Source organism: Bacteroides sp. L008 (genome assembly GCF_040812255.1).
Lineage (GTDB): Bacteria > Bacteroidota > Bacteroidia > Bacteroidales > Bacteroidaceae > Bacteroides > Bacteroides vicugnae.
Window position 1 is genome coordinate 4,990,352 of record NZ_JBFNXO010000001.1, and the last position, 18,370, is coordinate 5,008,721.

The window sequence follows — 18,370 nt, forward strand, 5'->3', positions numbered from 1 at the left end:
AGTGTATTATGAAATGTAAAACTATGAAACATGGGAGCATAGGGCTACAGTGCATGATGTTGGGATTCATCTTTGCAGTCTGTCTTGGTAGCTGTAAAGATAGTAAAGATGAGACATCAGCGCCTTACGATCCGAATCAGCCGGTAGAGGTGACAGATTTTACGCCTAAATCGGGAGGTGGAAAAAAGAAAATGATTATCTATGGAAGTAATTTTGGAACAGACCGTTCTATCATTTCTGTAAAGGTAGGTGGAAAAGATGCGATTGTTGTCAGTGCCAAAGGTACCAGTATTTACTGTTCTACACCGGAAAGCTGTTTTGAAGGGACTGTCGAAGTGAAAGTTGGTGAGCAAACGGTGATATTGCCTGAAAAATACCAGTATGAACCGCAAATGGTAGTAACGGACTTATGTGGTGATGTGGACGAATTGGGTAATGGAGATGTCGTAGAGACTGGGCCGTTCGATAATTGTGGAAAAATAGAGTATCCTTTCTGGTTCTCTTTCGATCCCCAACATCCTAACATTCTTTATTTGTCTCAAAATAATCAAAGTAGACCTTTAAGAGTGTTGGATTTGGAAAAGAAAATGATCTATTCCAAAAAATTGGATAATATTGATCGTACAACGACCATTACATGGACGAATGATGGAGATATGGTATTGGCTACCCCACAAAATAATGGTGCTACGAATAGAAATAATATTATTTTAGAGCGTGGCAGCAGTGCCGATGGGCAGGATTTCAAAGAGTCCAGTTGGGTGCCTTTGACGCATGGCAATGCTTGTAATGGATCTATGATTCTTCCACAAACGGGAGAGCTTTATTTCAATCATCGTGCAACGGGCAATGTATACAGATATAATTTTATAGAGAACGGCTATAATAACAATCCGAATGTTCCTAACGGAGCCGGATTGCCTGACCTTCTGGCATTTAGTGTGCCTAATCAGACGGTTGACTTCAGTATGGTCCCTCATCCAACGGGGAAATACATTTATATCATCATGCATGAGTCACATTATATCCTTCGTTCCAGTTATGATGAAGAAACCAAAAAACTGGTGACTCCGTACATCGTATGCGGACAATCCGGTGGGGCTGATTATAAAGATCTTGTAGGTATCAATGCGCGTATCAATAAACCTGGTCAAGGTGTTTTCGTACTCAATGAGGAATATAAGGCTGCTAATAAAAGTGATTGGTATGACTTTTATTTTACGGATACAGAAAATCATTGTATCCGAGTGTTGACTCCGGATGGAATAGTTTCGACGTTTGCCGGACGTGGTTCTGCCTCTTCAACTAGTTATAAATGGGGTAAGCAAAACGGAGAGATACGCGAGAGAGCTCGTTTTAATAAACCGATAGCTTTGGCCTACGATGAGGCGACGAAGACTTTCTATGTTGGCGATTCGGGAAATTATAAGATTCGGAAGATTGCCAAAGAGCAGGCTCCGGACGATTTAGTCGGAGCAGAACCTAGTGACAGTGAGAATCAAGAAAATCAATAAAAAGAAGAACACATGAGAGTAAAAGAATTTATTACGATTTGCCTGTTACTGGTCTCTGTTTCCCTTTTTGCTCAGGAGAAGACATTTGAGGTGACAGGAGTCGTGACAGATACAAATAAAGAGCCGTTGGTCGGCGTCAATGTGACAGTGAAGGATAAGCCGGGCTTGGGAGCGATAACAGATATCAACGGACGTTACAAAATTAAGATTGAGGAATTTTCCCGTTTGGTATTCTCGTATATCGGTTTCGATACGCAAGAGGTATTGGTGAAACGTCAGAATTTGGTCAATGTATCGATGAAAGAATCGGATGCCAGGGAAATTGATGAAGTGGTTATCACGGGAACCGGTGCACAGAAAAAGTTGACCGTGACCGGTGCCGTGACGAACGTAGATGTCGAGGTTTTAAAATCTAATCCTTCAGCCAACCTCTCCAATGCGTTGGCGGGAAACGTGCCGGGTGTGCTTGCCATGCAGACTTCCGGACAGCCGGGTGTGAACACCTCTGAATTCTGGATTCGTGGTATATCTACTTTTGGTGCCAATAGCGCTGCATTGGTGTTGGTTGATGGCTTTGAACGTGATCTGGATGAAATCAATATTGAAGATATTGAATCTTTTACTGTATTGAAAGATGCTTCTACTACAGCGATTTATGGTCCTCGTGGTGCAAATGGAGTAGTGCTGATTACAACCAAACATGGTAAGGAGGGCAAGATTAAGATTAATGCTAAGGTGGAGACCTCTTATAATGCGCGTACCATTACGCCGGAATTTGCGGATGGTTATACTTATGCCATGTTGATGAATGAAGCGCGAATTACTCGTAATCAGGAGAGAATGTATCAAGATGATGAAATGGAGATTCTGCGGTTGGGACTTGATCAGGATTTGTATCCGAATGTAGACTGGATGGACGTGCTGTTGAAAGATGGAGCGATGACTTATCGTGCCAATTTGAATATGAGTGGTGGCGGCAGTACGGCACGTTACTTCGTGTCTCTTAGCTACGTCAATGAAGAAGGTATGTATAAAACAGACGAGGCCATGCGCAAGGATTACAACACCAATCCTAGTAGCCAGCGTTGGAACTATCGTTTGAATACAGATATTGACATTACGAAGAGTACTCTTGTCAAAGTAGGGGTGTCCGGTTCATTGAAGAAACGGAATGCACCGGGACAGGGTTCTAACGTATGGACTTCTTTAATGGGACAGAGCCCGATCAGTATTCCCGTCATGTACTCTAACGGTTACATTCCTTCACACGGAACGGACGATAATCGTAATAATCCTTGGGTACTTGCTACACAGAGTGGTTATAAGGAAATCTGGAACAATAAGATTCAGACCAATATCTCTTTGGAGCAAAAGTTGGATTTTATCACCAAAGGTTTGCGCTTTGAGGGACGTTTCGGATTCGATACAAACAATCAGAGTGAAATCGATCGGATAAGAATGCCGGAAACTTGGCGCGCTCAAAGAGACCGTGATGATGAGGGGAATGTGGTTTACAAGCAACAGAACGCAGAAAAACCGATGGCACAAACCAGTTCTTCTACTGGTGAGCGGCGCGAATTCTTGGAAGCATTCTTACAATATAGTCGTGCGTTCAAAGCGCATCATGTGGGTGGAACATTGAAATATAGTCAGGATGCTTATCGGACCACGGTTGGTATAGGAACGGATGTGAAAAATGGGGTTGCTCAACGTCACATGGGATTGGCAGGTCGTGCCAGCTATAACTGGAACTATCGTTACTTTGCCGATTTCAATTTTGGTTATAATGGTTCGGAAAATTTTGCGGACGGACACCGTTTCGGCTTTTTCCCGGCTTTTTCTTTGGCTTGGAATATAGCGGAAGAGAAGTTTGTCAAGAAACATCTGAAATGGATGAATATGTTCAAGTTGCGTTATTCTTATGGTAAAGTGGGTAACGACAAGATGAATGAACGTTTCCCCTATTTATACACGATTAATGATAATGGAAGTGGTTGGACTTGGAGTGATTACAATTCTTCGGACAATGTTTATACAGGAATGTGGTATACACAACTGGCATCCAATAATGTTACTTGGGAAATTGCAACCAAGCACGATGCAGGTGTGGATCTCTCCTTATTCAACGACAAGTTTACGGCTACTGTAGATTATTTCCATGAACGGCGTGACGGTATCTATATGGAACGTAAATATCTGCCGGGCATTGTGGGGGTGAATAGTAACCCGAAAGCGAATGTGGGAAGTGTGCTTTCGAAAGGTTTTGACGGGAACTTTGCTTATAAGCAGAAGTTGGGAAAAGTCAATCTGACTGTCCGCGGTAATTTCACTTACAGTAAAAATGAGATTCTGGAGAAAGATGAAATGAATGCGGTTTACCCTTATCAAAAAGAGGCCGGTTATCGGGTGAATCAGGCGAAGGGATTGATCGCTTTGGGGTTGTTTAAGGACTACGATGATATACGCAATAGTCCGCAGCAAACCAACTGGGGAAAGGTTCAACCGGGTGACATCAAATATAAGGATGTTAACGGAGACGGAATTATCAATGCGAGTGATGAGGTGGCTATCGGTGCCACAACGAAGCCCAATTTAATTTATGGGTTTGGTATCTCTGCGCAGTGGAAAGGGTTCGATTTCAATGCACATTTCCAGGGGGCAGGCAAATCTTCGTTCTTCATTAACGGGCCTACCGTATATGCCTTTAGTGGTAGCCAGTGGGGAAATGTCCTGACAAATCTGGTGAAAGACCGCTATGTCGATGCGGAGACAGCTGCCACATTGGGTATCTCTGCCAATGAGAATCCGAACGCTTCATATCCGCGTCTTAGTTATGGAGGAAACGACAATAACTATAGGGCCTCTACCTTCTGGCTAAGAGACGGTTCTTATTTGCGCTTGAAAACATTGGAAGTGGGCTATACCTTACCGAAATCGATCGTAAACAAGATGCGGTTTAATAAGATACGTGTATTTTTCATTGGTACCAACCTCCTGACGTTTGCCAAATTTAAAGAATGGGATCCAGAAATGGGAAGTACTAACGGAGAGAAGTATCCGCTTGCCAAAACATTTACTTTGGGGTTGACTGTGAATATCTAATTTAATGCATGAAAAATGAGAAAGATATATAAACTGTATATTGGTATTATGCTGAGCGTGATTGCCGTTGCTTGTTCGGATAAACTCGACTCAGATAAATATTTCAAAGACCGTCGGTCTTTGGAGGATGTGTTTACTGACAAGGAAAACACGGAAGAATGGTTGGCAAATGCCTATTCCTATTTGGGAGGATACAATCTGGAAGTATCTATGATGCTGAATACAATCACTAATTTTGCCGATGACATTTATTTCGGAGGCAATAGTCTCGCAGGGTATAAGACTTTTAAGACCGGTACTTACGATGAGAGTTACCGGCACTCATGGGATGATAGTTATAAAGGTATCCGCCAAGCCTCTATCTTCATTCAGAATATTGACATGAACACGAAGTTTACGGAAGAGGAGAGAGCGGATCTGAAAGCGCAGGCGCGCTTTGTCCGTGCTTACTATTACTGGTTGTTGTTACGCAAATACGGTCCTGTACCCTTGCTGCCCGATGAGGGATTGGATTATACTGCCACTTATGATGATCTAGCCATTCAACGCAGTTCGTATGATAAGTGTGTGGAATACATTGAATCGGAGATGCTTCTGGCTGCCAAAGATCTGCCCTTGACCCGTGCCATTAACCAGGTGGCACGTCCTACGCGCGGAGCGGCATTGGCTGCTCGTGCCAGAGCATTATTGTATTCGGCTAGTCCCATCAATAATCCCCGCCCGGGAGATGCGGACAAGTTCTCGGATATGGTAGATTACGACGGAAATTGTTTGATGTCGCAGGAATACAATGAATATAAGTGGGCCAAAGCAGCTGCTGCGGCCAGAGATGTGATGGAACTTCCCGGAGAAAATAGCGGACATCGCTATGAACTCTATCATAAAAAGGCGACTAACATTGCCGAACCCGGATATCCAGCTACCATTGCCCCTTACCAGGACGATGACTTCTCAACGAAGACATGGGACGAAGGTGGTTATAGTGATATAGACCCTTATGAATCTTATCGGGCAGTTTTTAATGGTGCATTAGCGATGTATCAAAATCCGGAGTTGATTTTCAGTCGCGGACGTAACCAGGGAGGTAACAGCCTGGTTGAAATGGTGAAGCTTCAAATGCCGAGAACTTTAGGGAACGGAAGTAATGCTTACGGTATGACATTAAAGATGTGTGACGCTTACTATATGTATGACGGTTCAGAGTTTGACCGCCAAACCTTTTTGGACACTTGTCGGGTTGGAAACCGTTTTGTGACTGAAAAGGAAGGACAAGCAGGAACATATCCTCATTTAAAGAAAGGAGTGTGGAAAGAATATGCATGGCGTGAACCTCGTTTCTATGCTTCCGTTTCTTTCAATGGTTGCGTGTGGTCTTTACTGAAAAATGCAGAGACAACAGACTATAAGAATGACGTTGAGAAGCAGGTCAACTATTATTACGGCATCAATTCTGACGGTTTCTCCGGTACAGGTGTTTATTTGCGGTCCGGCATCGGTATCATGAAGTATGTACATCCGGATGATACGAATCGGAAAGAAATCAAAGCGAAAGCGGAGCCAGCTATTCGTTTTGCCGAAATTCTGTTAATCTATGCCGAAGCTTTGAATGAATTGGAAGACGGATCTTCATACAACATTCCATCGTGGGACGGTTCTACTAGTTATACTGTCAAACGTGATATTGATGAAATGAAAAAGGGCATCAGAGATGTGCGTCGTCGCGCAGGTGTTCCCGATTATACCATGACAGAATATCAGGATCGGGATGTGTTCCGTACGAAACTGAAACATGAACGTCAGATTGAGTTCATGGCAGAAGGACAGCGTTATTTCGATTTGCGCAGATGGAAAGATGCAGAAGTGGAAGAATCCAAGAAAAATTACGGATGTAACTTTTATATGTCGGATACAGAGGAGCAGAGAGAACAATTCTACACTCCGATTGAAATTGCGGATTTGCCCACTGCCTTCTCACGCAAGCTCTATTTCTGGCCGATCAGCCACGATGAGTTGAAACGCAATAAACGGTTGACACAGAATCCGGGATGGACATACAATGATTAATCTCCTAATAAGAATATGATATGAAGAATATATATATTTATTTAAGTTTATTGGCTGTCATCGTCTTGGGAACCGCTTGTAATAATGAGTGGGAAGATGAGCAGTATGAACAATACGTCTCTTTCAAAGCGCCTATCGCTTCCGGAGGCGATGGTGTTACTACTATCTACGTCAGATATAAGGAGGATGGGAAAGTGACTTATCAATTGCCTGTAGTTGTCAGCGGCTCTACAGTGAACGGACAGGACAGAGATATTCATATAGCGGTGGATAAGGATACACTGCACACGTTGAATATCGAGCGTTTCAGTCTTTATCGCCCGGAACTGTGGTATACGGAACTGGAGGAGGACAAATATGAATTCCCCGAAACGGTGCATATTCCTGCCGGTTCGTGTGTAGAACAGTTGAATATCGATTTCAATTTGCAAGGCATTGATATGTTGGAAAAGTGGGTTTTACCACTAACCATTGTAGATGATGAGTCTTACAATTATCAAAGTCATCCGCGCAAGAACTATGCGAAAGCTTTGTTGAATGTGGTTCCCTTTAATGATTATTCAGGTTCGTATGCGGCTTCGTCCATGAAAGTGTATACTTATATCAATGGTAAGCCCGATACCAATGCCAGAACGACCGATAAGCGCACCGCGTATGTGATAGACAACAATTCCGTATTCTTTTATGCCGGTCTGATTAATGAAGACATGGATAAGGATATCCGTAAGAAATACAAAATCAATGTGCGTTTTAGGGACGATGAAACATTGGATATGGAACCGGATGATCCCAATAACGAAATGCAGTTCAAATTGATAGGAACACCTATCTATAGCAAAACATCGATTATGGATGCTACACGCCCTTATTTGGAACGTCGTTATGTTCAAATCATGTTTGAATACGATTTTCAGGATTTCACCTATGGTGGAAGTGGTATAGAAGTCATTCCCATCAAATATAGGGTGGAAGGAAGCATGACGCTTCAGCGGAATATCAATACCCAGATTCCGGATGAAGATCAGCAGGTTGAATGGTAATCCTATTAATAAATAGAAATAGGGAAGATATAGGAAATTATATCTTCCCTATTTGCTTATAATAGATTATGACCGACAGCTTTCACCTCTGTTTACCTGTTTTTTTCCTTTATTGATTTGTATTTTTCCTTTTTTAAAAGAAAACTTCTCTACTTTTGTTCTGTAGGTCAGTCACACAAAAAACGACAAGAAGTACAGTTAATTAAATCAAAATAGTTATGAACATCAAGAAACATTTGCCTTGGCTCGGAGCTTTGCTACCCGTGGTCAATATGCAGGCAGAGACAAAACCCAATGTTGTCATTATCTATATAGATGATATGGGAATCGGAGATATCGGTTGTTATGGAGGTAAGTTTGTCCCCACTCCGAATATTGACAAGATAGCGCAGGACGGATTATTATTCAATCAATATTATTCCTCGGCACCGGTCAGCTCACCTTCCCGTTGCGGACTGACAACAGGGACATTTCCTATAACACAAGGAATCAACACCTTTTTAAATGGGAAAGCTGCTAATAAAAAATGTGAGCAACGCAACTTTCTAAACGATAAGGCTCCTTCTATGGCACGTGCTTTTCAGAGTGCAGGTTATGCTACCGGACATATCGGGAAATGGCACATGGGAGGCGGACGCGACGTGCGCAATGCCCCTTCTATTAGGAATTATGGTTTCGACGAATATATATCAACGTATGAAAGCCCTGACCCTGATCCGGCAATCACTGCTACCAACTGGATCTGGTCAGCTAAAGACAGTGTGAAACGTTGGAGACGTACCGAATACTTTGTAAATAAGAGTATTGACTTTGTCAAACGTCATAAAGACCAACCCTTCTTCCTGAATCTGTGGCCGGATGATATGCATACCCCTTGGGTACCGGAATTTAAGCAAAAAGAAAACAAAAGCTGGAATACGGAAGAAGCCTTCATTCCTGTTCTTGCTGAAATGGATAAACAGATCGGACGTTTTATCAAAGCACTGGAAGAGCTGGGATTATCAGAAAATACAATCGTGATTTTCACTAGTGACAACGGACCGGCTCCCAGCTTTCAATCCGCTCGTGCTGCTTATTTAAGAGGAACCAAGAACAGCCTTTATGAAGGTGGTATCCGTATGCCGTTCCTGATAAAATATCCCAAGAAGATAAAGGCCGGGCAAGTGAATAGCGAAAGCGTGTTGTGTGCAGTCGATTTATATCCGTCTTTGTGTGCAATAGCCGGGATTGCAACAGAAAAAGGCTATCAAGGAGACGGACAAAATTATGATAAAATTCTTTTGGGTAAGTCAAAAGCTAAACGTAAAACAGATTTGATGTGGGATTTTGGAAGAAATCAGTTCTTTAAGAAACCGGGAAACCCGAATGACAGAAGTCCTCATCTGGCTATACGCAGCGGTAACTGGAAGTTGCTGATAAATAGTGATGGAAGTGATGCGCAATTGTATGATATTGAAAAAGATAAGTTCGAGAAAAATGATGTAGCACAGTCGCATCCGGAAGTTGTAGCCAAGTTAAGTAAAAAAGTATGTAAATGGTTTGAAGAGAATAAAGATAAAGGAAAAGAGTAATACAGTGAAAAACAAATTATAAACCAACATTAAACTTATGAATTCTAAATTATTACTATTGCCGACTGCTTTGATGGTTGCCGGTAATTCTGTAGCGGAAGCGAAAGGGAAAAAGTCGGATAAACGCCCTAATATTCTGGTAATTCTTGCAGACGATCTCGGGTACTCCGATTTGGGATGCTATGGTAGTGAGATTCATACTCCTAATTTGGACAAACTGGCACAAGAAGGAGTACGATTTAATCATTTTTATAATACAAGCCGTAGTTGTCCGACGCGTGCTTCCCTATTGACGGGACTTTACCAGCATCAGGCCGGAATCGGACGAATGACCTTTGATGCTCACTTACCGGGCTATCGTGGGACACTTTCACGTAATGCCGTTACCATTGCCGAAGTATTGAAGGAAGCAGGATATACCACCAGTATGGTTGGAAAATGGCATGTTGCAGAAACTCCTCTGCGCAAAGATCAACGCGAATGGCTGGCACACCGTGTTTTCCATGACACATTCTCTGATTTGTGTCATTATCCTGTAAATCGTGGGTTTGATTCTCATTATGGAGTTATTTATGGGGTAGTGGATTATTTTGATCCGTTTAGTCTGGTAGAAGGTGAGGTACCCATAAAAGAAGTACCCGACGGGTATTACATCACACAAGCTCTTTCAGACCGTGCTGTACAGGAAGTAGAAGGATACGCAAAAGATGACAAACCATTCTTCATGTATCTGGCTTATACAGCACCACACTGGCCGCTGCATGCATTGCCGGAAGATATTGAGAAATACAAGGATACCTATAAAGTAGGTTGGGAAGCTATCCGTAATGCCCGCTACGAACGTCAGAAGCAATTGGGCATTTTCCCGGGAATGGATAATTTCTTGTCCGAACGTCAGTTTCATGACAAATGGGAAGACAATCCGCACGCGGAATGGGATGCCCGTGCCATGGCTGTTCATGCTGCCATGATCGACCGTGTAGACCAAGGTATCGGGCAGGTTATTGAGGCTTTAAAAAAGACCGGGCAGCTTGATAATACATTGATTCTTTTCCTGTCTGATAATGGGTGCAGTAATGAAGATTGCCAGAATATGACTGGTGGGGAGAACGACCGTCCGGATATGACCCGTGATGGAAAGAAAATCATTTACCCACGTAATAAACAAGTATTGCCCGGACCACAAACTACATACGCTTCATTAGGAGCCCGCTGGTCTAATGTGGCTAATACTCCGTTCCGCTTCTGGAAAGCTAAATCTTATGAAGGAGGTATCTGTACTCCGATGATTGCCCACTGGCCGAAAGGTATCAAAAAGAACGTAGGTGGCATGACGTCTGAAATCGGCCATGTGATGGATATTATGGCTACTTGTATTGATCTGGCGGATGCAGAATATCCTACAACGTACAAAGGACATGATATTCTTCCTATGGAAGGAAAGAGTTTGCTTCCGATCTTTAAGACCGGACATCGTAAAGGACATGATTATTTAGGTTTCGAACACTTCAACGAACGTGCTTTCCTGTCTAATGATGGCTGGAAATTAGTTCGTCCGAAAAATAACTCTCAATGGGAATTGTACAACTTGAATGAAGATCGTAGTGAGCAACACGATCTGGCTGCTAAATATCCGGAAAAGGTGGCAGAGATGGCAAAGGCTTATGAAGCATGGGCGAAACGTTGTATGGTAGAACCTTATCCGGGACAGAAAAAGAAATAAGAATTATTTCATAGAAAATGGGTTTTATATAAAACAGATTAATAGAGGACTGAACAAATAATGGGGATGAAGGATTCCGGGTCAGGAATAACTTCATCCCCATTAATATATTCACATACTAACTTGACTAATCCGTAATAGAGATTATTGTTCTGTTTTGCTAATAGTAGAATACCTCATGCTTCCTATTTGTCCATCTTTACCCAGTGTTTCCGCTTGAATAATCAACGGAGTGGAATATTGATTATTATAACATTCAATCACCGCTTTCCCATTTTCATCAGCTTGTACGGATGGATTCCAGTATAACGTCCGTCTTTTATCTACTTTGTCCATATACAGCTCCTTGGTCGGGTAGGCGGGAGAATAATATTCCAATGGACGGGTATATCCTTGGATAACAGTTTGCCGGGTACCTAGTACCGCACTTTGGCTTTTATTCAATACATCGCGTCTGGGCAGGGGAATCAGGTAGAAAACACTATATTTATCCAGTTTGCTTATATCGACTCCTGTACTATCGGTCACCTCGGACATCTTTGTATTTTGGATGATGTCGTCATCAATACCTCCGGTACCTTTGCTAATGATGATAGAAGCCAATCCGTCCACCTCGGTCAGCATCATTTGAGTTTCTGTTTCAGACAAAATGTGATTATCCATAATATAGCAGATCGGTTTCTGGCGATACGTATGCTTGTCATTGGTGCGATCCCAATAAAATTGCGGGCTCAACTTTTCCATTAATTCGGGAATGGTAGTGACAATCTTTCCATTATCGCGTAATACATCCACCGAACGGCGTACATCGTAATAAGCATCAATACTCTTCTCGCTGATCTTGGTAGCCATGTTACTTCCTTGCCGGCGTTTGCTTTTTATTTCCACCTCATCCAATACATAAAGTCCTTCTACCTTCCGGATAGAATCCATGTATAAAGAATCAAAACTCTCGGCTTTCTGTTGCCAGTAGGCCAGGTCTTTCCATTCCGGATGAAGCTCTTTGTAGCCGTAGGCCCGCGGAGCGGGGGAGAAATTACGGTCGATCAGGATAGAAGCATCCTTATTACGTTCTTTACCGACTTTCCGGGTTTGGATTACTGCCTCCGTCGTTCCTTCAAAATCTTCCACCGGAATGGTGAAACGACCGTTTTCATCGGTCACGGTTCCTCCGGTTATGAATTGATCGTCCTTCTTCACTATCACGCTAAGCGCAATATCTTTCAGCTTATTTTTGAGAATGGTTGATTTCACCTGCCCGTTCAGTGCCAATTGTGCTTCCGGCAATTGAAGCGGAGTGAAAGGAGCAGTAGAGATGGTCTGGCTCATGTCATATTTACGCCATCCGTGCACCATCAATAAAACATCCAGTTCGGTTTGCTTTCGCGGAGACGGGGATGCGAAGTAATAACCGGGTTGGTGGATATATCCTTTTAAATCGGAGGTTAACAGCAGATCGGTGAAAATATTGTTGTCATACTCCAGGTAATCCGACCGGACACCATCCCGGATGCTGACTGACAATTCTCCGGATACTGGTTCTCCCTTAGCATTCTTTACTTGCAATTCGCAACGAATGGGAGCGTAGGGAGCGTACACTTCTTTCAATCCTTCCGTCGATATTTGCAGGGGAGCACGCGGATTGGCAAAGACGAAACGTTCGCACAATGTATTACCTGCCCGGTTGATGAGGCTGACCTGCAGTACACCTGCCGGTAGTTTACGGGTGGGTAAAATAAACTCCTGCGGAGCATCTGCCCGGCAACTAATCAGCTGATGAATAGATGGACGCCCTTGATGACTGATAAATACAGCCAATGTGTCTTGAGGAGTGGCGGCATTGCAGGATACTCTCACCAAAAGGGCACCGGCATTACTGACAGTGCTTAAAACATACCCGTTGGGCAATGCCTGTGGAAGTGTGAATTCATATTTCTTTCCTTGAAAACTGACTTTAGCGATCGCGGGTTGAGCGGAAGGAGTATATTCAAAATGTCCCATTCCATCGTGCAAAGTTTCGAAAGAGGTGATCTCTGTTCCTTCTTTGGTATAGATCGTTCCCGATAATTCAATGTCCCCTCCATTCTTACTCTCCGCCTTGAAAGCGACTTGCGAAGTTACCCCCTCCACTAATTGTCCTCCTTCAGGGAAAAAACGCAAATTAAACTTCTCCTCCGTTTCAGACGGACGGTTCTTCATCGACGAACTTAGTTCGTAAGTCGTGATACTACGTTCCAATTTATCACTATTGGAAAGCTGATAAATAGGAAAAGTGCGCGAAAAATACTGTGGCTCATCGAAAGCAAGCATCCAGCGCGTATAGGCGCGTACCTCATAATAACCGGATAGCATTGAATGAGGAAGAATAAATTGCCCATTTCCTTCTCCCTGTGTCAGCTTGATAATTTGTTTATCTGCTATATGCCCTGTCTGGTCTACTAACTCCACATACAGAGGGCGGCTGATCAGACTGAAAGTCTGCTTTTCGGCAAGGGTGACATAAGCTTTGAACCAAATTGTGTCACCGACGTAATAACTCGTATTATCAAAATGTAAATACGCTTTCTCCCGTGGAAAGTTGTTGGCGAATGTTTGTGCCTGGTTCATATATTGTTGGAATATGACCTTGGCGGGAGGTACTTCTCCCCATGTTGCTATTAATGATAAGCAAAAAGAAAGCAGAAGAATAATTCGTTTGTTTCTCATTTCAATAGATTTTTAACTAAAGTACAAAGTTAGAGAAAATGGATCTAAAAATAGAAAACATATTGTTCAATAAAGGAAAAAAACTATTCATGATAGAAATAAAAGTACAGGAGCGTGTTGTATGCCTGTTTAGTATCACATATACCTGATTTTGTTCTTTATTGATTAGCATTTTTCCTTCCTTTTGCATAAACTTCTCTACTTTTGTTTTCCAGATAATTGATAATACTATGGTAAAGAAGAATTTCTTAATGACTGCCCCCTTACTGATGGCATCGTTTTGTTCGGCACAGGAAAAGCCGAACGTCGTACTGATTATGGTAGATGATATGGGTTATTCCGATATCGGCTGCTACGGTGGAGAAATACTGACCCCTAATATTGATGCGTTGGCATCCAAAGGAGTACGCTTCACCCAATTTTACAACACTTCACGTTCTTGCCCCGCCCGGGCCAGTTTAATGACAGGACTATATCAGCATCAGGCGGGCATCGGGCAAATGTCCGAAGATCCGTTTAAGCAAGAGAATCAAAAGAGTCCGAACGACTGGGGAGTGCCGGGATATAAAGGATTCCTGAACCGGAACTGTGTCACAATAGCCGAGGTCTTGAAAGAAGGAGGCTACCATACTTATATGGCTGGTAAATGGCATCTGGGAATGCATGGAGAAGAAAAATGGCCTTTACAACGGGGATTTGAACGTTTCTACGGTATCCTGGCAGGAGCTTGCAGTTATCTACGACCATCAGGAGGACGCGGGTTGACGCTAGATAACACCAAACTTCCGACTCCGGAAGCGCCTTATTATACAACGGATGCATTTACTGATTATGCCATCCGCTTTGTTGATGAACAGAAAGACGATAAACCTTTCTTCCTTTATCTGGCTTTTAATGCTCCTCACTGGCCGTTGCAGGCGAAAGAGGAAGACATTCAGAAATTCACAAAGATCTATCGTGAAAAAGGATGGGATGAAATTCGTGAAGCAAGACGGAAACGGATGACTAAAATGGGAATTATTGACTCGAGCACAGAATTCGCCGAATGGGAAAACCGGAAATGGGATGAATTGACGGAGCAGGAGAAAGATAAAGTAGCCTATCGGATGGCTGTTTATGCAGCACAGGTGCATTGTGTAGATTATAATGTAGGAAAATTGCTGGATTACCTGAAGAAGAATCATAAACTGGACAATACGCTTGTCATGTTCCTGTCCGACAATGGTGCTTGTGCCGAACCTTATGCAGAATTAGGAGGCGGAAAAGTGTCAGAGATCAACGACCCGGCTTGTAGCGTATTCCCTTCTTATGGAAGGGCATGGGCACAGGTTTCCAATACTCCGTTCCGCAAATACAAATGCCGTTCTTATGAAGGAGGTATTTCTACCCCTCTCATCGTGTCGTGGAAAAACAATCTGAAGAATAAAAAAGGTGGATGGTGTCGTGTTCCCGGTTATTTGCCGGACATTATGCCGACTATTCTGGAAGCGACAGGAGCCGCTTACCCGGAAACTTATCACGGTGGAAACAAAATATATCCATTGGTAGGAAGCAGTCTTTTCCCTGCTATTCAAAAGAAAACAGACTCTTTGCACGAATATATGTACTGGGAACATCAAAACAACAGAGCGATCCGCTGGGGCAACTGGAAAGCGATCCGCGACGAAAAAGGAAAAGAATGGGAACTGTATGACGTGGTTAAAGACCGCACCGAACGTAACAATCTGGCAGAACAGCACCCTGAAGTATTGACGAAACTGGTTACCGAATGGGAGAAATGGGCGAATGCTAACTTTGTATTGCCTAAACATCCGAAGAAATAATTAGGAGGAACACAAAATGAATAAATTGCTATTGAGCGCATCCGTTGCATTGGGTGCTACCAGCCTGGCATATGCACAGCAAACGGAAAAACCGAACTTTGTGTTGTTTATAGCCGACGACTGTTCCCATTATGATCTGGGCTGTTATGGAAGTGTTGATTCGAAAACTCCGAATATCGACCGTTTCGCTACCCAGGGAGTACGTTTCACACAAGCCTATCAGGCTGTCCCGATGTCATCACCTACCCGCCATAATTTATATACAGGTTTATGGCCTGTACGTAGCGGGGCTTACCCCAATCATACTTGTGCCGATGAAGGAACATTGAGTGTCGTGCATCATCTGCAGCCATTGGGCTATAAAGTAGCATTGATCGGGAAATCGCATATCGCTCCGGAATCAGTATTTCCTTTCGACCTTTATGTACCTTCTTTGAAAGGAGGAGATTTGAATTTTGAAGCGATTCAGAAATTTGTTTCCGATTGCAAAGCAAAAGGAGACCCTTTTTGTCTGTTTGTTGCTTCCAATCAACCGCATACTCCCTGGAATAAAGGAGACGCTTCGCAGTTTAATGCAGATAAACTAACCTTACCCCCTATGTATGTGGATATTCCCCAAACACGCAAGCAGTTTACTCGTTATCTGGCAGAAATCAATTTTATGGATCAGGAGTTTGGCAACGTCCTTTCTATTCTGGATCAGGAAAAGATGACAGATAAATCTGTTGTCGTATATTTGAGCGAACAAGGCAACAGCCTGCCTTTTGCCAAATGGACTTGTTATGATGCGGGAGTACATTCTGCGTGTATCGTCCGCTGGCCGGGAGTGATTAAGCCGGCAAGCGTGAGTGATGCATTGGTGGAATACGTCGATATTGTTCCTACCTTTGTCGACATAGCAGGAGGAAAGCCGCAGGCGAAAATGGATGGAGAAAGCTTCAAACCGGTGTTGACAGGCAAAAAGAAGGAACATAAAAAATATTCTTTCTCCCTTCAGACCACGAGAGGTATCAATGCCGGATCGCCGTATTACGGAATCCGTTCGGTATACGACGGCCGGTACAGATATATTGTCAATCTCACTCCGGAAGCTACTTTTCAGAATGTTATGACGAGTTCTCCTTTATTCAAGGAGTGGAAAAGTCTGGCGGAAACGGATAGTCATGCGAAAGCTATGACGACCAGATACCAGCATCGCCCTGCTATCGAACTGTACGATGTGAAGAATGATCCGTATTGTATGAAAAACTTGGCGGAAGATGCGGGACAAGCCTCTACCATCAGCCGGCTGGATAAAGAATTGAAACGATGGATGAAGGATTGTGGAGACGAAGGACAAGCTACCGAGATGCGTGCCTTCGAACACATGCCGGGAAAGAAAAAATAAGCCGTCACATATCAAACGAATGAAACACAGAATGTTATTAATAAATCGTATATCATGAAAAAAGAATTTTTTGGTTTGCTTTGTGGATGTACTCTGCTTCCGGCATTTCTTCATGCACAGACAGAGCGTCCTAATATTGTGATTGTATTGGCCGACGATTTAGGTTGGGGAGATGTCGGATTTCATGGAAGTGAAATCAAGACTCCCTGTCTGGATGCTCTGGTTGGAGAAGGAGTGGAGCTCGAACGTTTCTATACCTCTCCTATCAGTACGCCTACCCGTGCGGGACTGATGACGGGACGTTACCCGAACCGCTTTGGTGTTCGTTCGGCTGTTATTCCGCCTTGGCGTGAAGACGGTCTGGACGAGAATGAAGAAACGATGGCCGATATGTTGGCACGCAACGGATATAAGAACAGAGCCATTATCGGTAAGTGGCATTTGGGACATACGAAGAAAGTGCATTATCCGATGAATAGGGGATTTTCGCATTTCTACGGTCACCTGAACGGTGCAATAGATTATTTCGACCTTACGCGTGAGGGCGAATTGGATTGGCACAACGATTGGGAAACTTGTCATGACAAGGGATATTCTACCGAACTGATAACTAAAGAAGCTATCCGTTGCATCGATGCTTATGAGAAAGAAGGTCCGTTTATGTTGTATGTAGCTTATAATGCGCCTCACACTCCGCTGCAAGCACAGGAAAAAGATATTAAACTTTATTGTGATAACTTCGACAGTCTGACACCGAAGGAACAGAAAAAGGTGACTTATAGTGCAATGGTTTCCTGTATGGACAGAGGAATCGGAGCTATCGTAGATGCCTTGAAGAAGAAAGGAATAATGGACAACACTTTCTTTATCTTCTTTAGCGATAACGGTACTGCCGGCGTTCCGGGATCCTCATCAGGACCATTGCGTGGGCATAAATTCGACGAGTGGGATGGAGGCGTGCACGCTCCGGCTGTTCTCTATTGGAAGAAAGCAGAGAAACAGTATAAGAACTTGAGTTCGCAGGTGACAGGTTTTGTTGACCTTGTTCCCACATTGAAAGAACTGGTAGGAGATAACAGCCGTCCGAAACGTGAATATGATGGTATCAGCATACTCCCTGTATTGAATGGTAAGAAGAGCTGCATCGACCGCGATTTCTATCTGGGACACGGAGCCGTAGTCAATAAAGACTATAAACTGATCAGAAAAGGCATGAAACCGGGACTTGATTTGAAACAGGATTTTCTGGTTGATTATAAGACAGATCCTTATGAAAAGAAAAATGCCAGTGCAGGAAACGAGAAGATTGTGAAGGCCCTGTATCAGGTTGCCTTGAAATATGACACCATCACTCCTTGTATACCGGAGGTTCCATACGGTAAAGGCCGTGACGGATTCAAGGCTCCTAAAGAATGGAAAGTAGTACGTTGAATCTGTTAA

10 protein-coding genes are annotated in these 18,370 nt (G+C 43.2%); 9 read left to right on the top strand and 1 reads right to left on the bottom strand.

The window, feature by feature from the left end:
• Window positions 1-8: 8 nt before the first annotated feature.
• From AB3G73_RS19240 to AB3G73_RS19265, 6 genes are all read left to right on the top strand, one after another.
• Window positions 9-1,514, top strand: coding sequence for an IPT/TIG domain-containing protein (locus AB3G73_RS19240; RefSeq protein ID WP_367745380.1), 1,506 nt, complete (start codon window positions 9-11; stop codon window positions 1,512-1,514).
• Between the two features lie 12 nt (window positions 1,515-1,526).
• Window positions 1,527-4,616 (top strand): TonB-dependent receptor, encoded by a 3,090-nt coding sequence (locus AB3G73_RS19245; protein ID WP_148364127.1) that lies wholly within the window; start codon window positions 1,527-1,529, stop codon window positions 4,614-4,616.
• Between the two features lie 15 nt (window positions 4,617-4,631).
• A complete protein-coding gene (locus AB3G73_RS19250) occupies window positions 4,632-6,680 on the top strand; it encodes a RagB/SusD family nutrient uptake outer membrane protein (RefSeq protein ID WP_148364126.1) in 2,049 nt (682 codons plus the stop codon).
• A 20-nt stretch (window positions 6,681-6,700) separates the two neighbouring features.
• Window positions 6,701-7,720 carry a DUF4973 domain-containing protein gene (locus AB3G73_RS19255; RefSeq protein ID WP_148364125.1) on the top strand — a complete coding sequence of 340 codons (1,020 nt, stop codon included), beginning with the start codon at window positions 6,701-6,703 and terminating at the stop codon, window positions 7,718-7,720.
• Window positions 7,721-7,938: 218 nt separating this feature from the next.
• Complete coding sequence (locus AB3G73_RS19260) at window positions 7,939-9,291, top strand: sulfatase (protein ID WP_195648887.1); 1,353 nt, start codon at window positions 7,939-7,941, stop codon at window positions 9,289-9,291.
• A 37-nt stretch (window positions 9,292-9,328) separates the two neighbouring features.
• Complete coding sequence (locus AB3G73_RS19265) at window positions 9,329-11,014, top strand: arylsulfatase (RefSeq protein ID WP_234132657.1); 1,686 nt, start codon at window positions 9,329-9,331, stop codon at window positions 11,012-11,014.
• A gap of 144 nt (window positions 11,015-11,158) precedes the next feature.
• Here AB3G73_RS19265 and AB3G73_RS19270 read toward each other — a convergent pair whose 3' ends face one another.
• Window positions 11,159-13,720, bottom strand: a complete 2,562-nt coding sequence (locus AB3G73_RS19270) for a hypothetical protein (RefSeq protein WP_234132655.1) — start codon at window positions 13,718-13,720, stop codon at window positions 11,159-11,161.
• Window positions 13,721-13,950: 230 nt separating this feature from the next.
• On the opposite strand from AB3G73_RS19270, the gene AB3G73_RS19275 reads away from it, so the two are divergent.
• From AB3G73_RS19275 to AB3G73_RS19285, 3 genes are read left to right on the top strand one after another with little or no spacing between them, the layout of a single operon-like run.
• On the top strand, window positions 13,951-15,543 hold the full coding sequence (locus AB3G73_RS19275) for an arylsulfatase (protein WP_367745381.1): 1,593 nt from the start codon (window positions 13,951-13,953) through the stop codon (window positions 15,541-15,543).
• A 16-nt stretch (window positions 15,544-15,559) separates the two neighbouring features.
• Entirely contained in the window at window positions 15,560-16,930 is a 1,371-nt protein-coding gene (locus AB3G73_RS19280) for a sulfatase (RefSeq protein ID WP_195648885.1), read from the top strand.
• Between the two features lie 54 nt (window positions 16,931-16,984).
• Window positions 16,985-18,361 (top strand): arylsulfatase, encoded by a 1,377-nt coding sequence (locus AB3G73_RS19285; RefSeq protein ID WP_195648884.1) that lies wholly within the window; start codon window positions 16,985-16,987, stop codon window positions 18,359-18,361.
• Window positions 18,362-18,370 lie beyond the last annotated feature (9 nt).

Excerpts from the sequence above, each read along its gene's own strand:
- AB3G73_RS19240 (WP_367745380.1), top strand. The coding sequence starts at position 9 with ATGAAATGTAAAACTATGAAACATGGGAGCATAGGGCTACAGTGCATG.
- AB3G73_RS19245 (WP_148364127.1), top strand. The coding sequence starts at position 1,527 with ATGAGAGTAAAAGAATTTATTACGATTTGCCTGTTACTGGTCTCTGTT.
- AB3G73_RS19250 (WP_148364126.1), top strand. The coding sequence starts at position 4,632 with ATGAGAAAGATATATAAACTGTATATTGGTATTATGCTGAGCGTGATT.
- AB3G73_RS19255 (WP_148364125.1), top strand. The coding sequence starts at position 6,701 with ATGAAGAATATATATATTTATTTAAGTTTATTGGCTGTCATCGTCTTG.
- AB3G73_RS19260 (WP_195648887.1), top strand. The coding sequence starts at position 7,939 with ATGAACATCAAGAAACATTTGCCTTGGCTCGGAGCTTTGCTACCCGTG.
- AB3G73_RS19265 (WP_234132657.1), top strand. The coding sequence starts at position 9,329 with ATGAATTCTAAATTATTACTATTGCCGACTGCTTTGATGGTTGCCGGT.
- AB3G73_RS19270 (WP_234132655.1), bottom strand. The coding sequence starts at position 13,720 with ATGAGAAACAAACGAATTATTCTTCTGCTTTCTTTTTGCTTATCATTA.
- AB3G73_RS19275 (WP_367745381.1), top strand. The coding sequence starts at position 13,951 with ATGGTAAAGAAGAATTTCTTAATGACTGCCCCCTTACTGATGGCATCG.
- AB3G73_RS19280 (WP_195648885.1), top strand. The coding sequence starts at position 15,560 with ATGAATAAATTGCTATTGAGCGCATCCGTTGCATTGGGTGCTACCAGC.
- AB3G73_RS19285 (WP_195648884.1), top strand. The coding sequence starts at position 16,985 with ATGAAAAAAGAATTTTTTGGTTTGCTTTGTGGATGTACTCTGCTTCCG.